Annotated in this window: 1 protein-coding gene; it reads left to right on the forward strand. The window is 40.1% G+C overall.

The annotated features are described in order from the left end of the window. On the forward strand, positions 1-2,341 hold a 2,341-nt coding region (locus tag HMPREF3264_RS12185; RefSeq protein ID WP_176746850.1), incomplete at both ends, for a putative Ig domain-containing protein.

Genomic DNA, 2,341 nt, shown 5'->3' on the forward strand with positions numbered 1-2,341 from the left:
AATAACAATTGAAGCTTCTGACAACAGTGGTCAGGCTGTGATTAATGAAGTAAGTGGTTTACCAGACGGAGTAGGTTTCGACAGTTCCACAAATACAATTAGCGGGGCTCCGACAAAAGTGGGTAGCTACCCAATCACAGTAACGACAACGGATGCATCAGGAAATGAAACGACAACGAAATTTACAATTAAAGTTGTAGACACAACAAAACCAATGGTTACTTCTATCGCAAACCAAACAAAAGAGGTTAATACATCAATTGACTCAATCAAGATCGAAGCCTCAGACAATAGTGGTCAAGTCGTAACCAACAAAGTAAGTGGCTTACCAGATGGAGTAAGTTTTGATAATGAGACAAATACTATTAGTGGTACACCAACGAAAGTCGGAAGTTACCCAATTACCGTGACAACAACGGATGCATCAGGAAATGAAACAACAACAAGCTTCACAATTCAAGTGGTAGATAAAACAGCACCGATGGTGACAGCTATCAATAATCAAAGCAAAGAAGTAAATACACCAATCGATAAGATAACGATTGAAGCGACAGACAATAGTGGTCAAGCTGTAACCAACAAAGTGAGTGGCTTACCGACTGGCGTCACATTTGATAGTGCCACAAACACAATTACTGGAACGCCAACAAAAGTTGGAAGTTACCCAATTACAATAACGACAACAGATGCGGAAGGTAACGCTACGACAACGAACTTTACGATTAAAGTCGTGGATACGACACCACCAGTAGTGAAATCAATAGCGAATCAAACTATAGAAGTGAATACAGCTATGGATACAATTACGATTGAGGCTTCTGATAATAGCGGCCAAGCTGTAACGAACAAAGTAAGTGGTTTACCTGATGGTGTTATTTATAATAGCCAAACAAACGCGATTAGTTTTGCACCTAGAATGCATAGCAGTAACCTTGTTAAAATGAAAGCAATGTCTATTGCTAATAATAAAACAGGCACAATAAGCGGCATACCGACTAAAATCGGTACCTATCCAATTACTGTAACGACGACAGATGCTGAAGGTAATGAAACAATTACGCAATTTATTATTAAAGTCGTAGATACAACAGCGCCAGTAGTAACACCTATCAAAAATCAAACAAAAGAAATTAATACAATTTTAGATCCAATTAAGGTTGAAGCAACAGATAACAGTGGCCAGTCTGTAACAAATAAAATAAGTGGACTACCGGAAGGCGTAAGTTTCGATAGTGCCACAAACACGATTACTGGAACGCCAACAAAAGTTGGAAGTTACCCAATTACCGTGACAACAACGGATGCATCAGGCAATGAAACGACATCGAACTTCACGATTAAAATCGTGGATACAACAAAACCAACGGTTACTTCTATCGCAAACCAAACAAAAGAAGTGAATACACCGATTGATTCAATCAAGTTAGAAGCGAAAGATAATAGCGGTCAGAAGGTAACAAATAAAGTAAGTGGACTACCGGAAGGCGTAAGTTTTGATAGTGAGACAAACACAATTAGTGGAACGCCAACAAATGTAGGCAACTACCCAATTACAGTAACAACAATAGATGCCGAAGGTAACGAAACAACAACGAATTTCACGATTAAAGTCGTGGATACGACAAAACCGACGGTTACTTCTATCAAAGATCAAACAAAAGAAGTGAATACACCGATTGACTCAATCAAGATAGAAGCGACAGACAATAGCGGCCAAATCGTCACAAACAAGGTAAGTGGACTACCGGAAGGCGTAAGTTTTGATAGTGAGACAAACACAATTAGTGGAACGCCAACAAATGTAGGCAGCTATCCAATTGTGGTGAGAACGACAGATGCCGAAGGTAATGAAACGACAACAAAATTCTCAATCGAAGTTGTGGATACAATAAAACCGACGGTTACCTCTATAGCAAACCAAACAAAAGAGGTCAACACAGCTATTAATTCAATCAAGATAGAAGCGACAGACAATAGCGGCCAAATCGTCACAAACAAGGTAAGTGGTCTGCCGGCTGGCGTCATATTTGATAGTGAGACAAATACAATTAGCGGCGCACCAACAAAAGTAGGCAGCTACCCAATTACGGTAACAACAACAGATGCGGAAGGTAACGAAACCACAACAAACTTTATAATTAAAGTTGTAGACACAACAGCGCCACCAGCACCAGCGATTAATCCAATTAAAGAAGGTGCGAAAGAAATCGGTGGCAAAGCAGAACCGGGTTCAACAGTAGTCATCACATTCCCAGATGGCCAAACAGCAGAGGGACAGGTAGATTCAGATGGCAACTATCATATTGTAGTCCCAACCGATGAACACCTAAAAGGTGGAGAT

Origin of the sequence: Staphylococcus sp. HMSC62A08, assembly GCF_001839105.1 — a bacterium.
GTDB classification, from domain to species: Bacteria; Bacillota; Bacilli; order Staphylococcales; family Staphylococcaceae; genus Staphylococcus; species Staphylococcus caprae.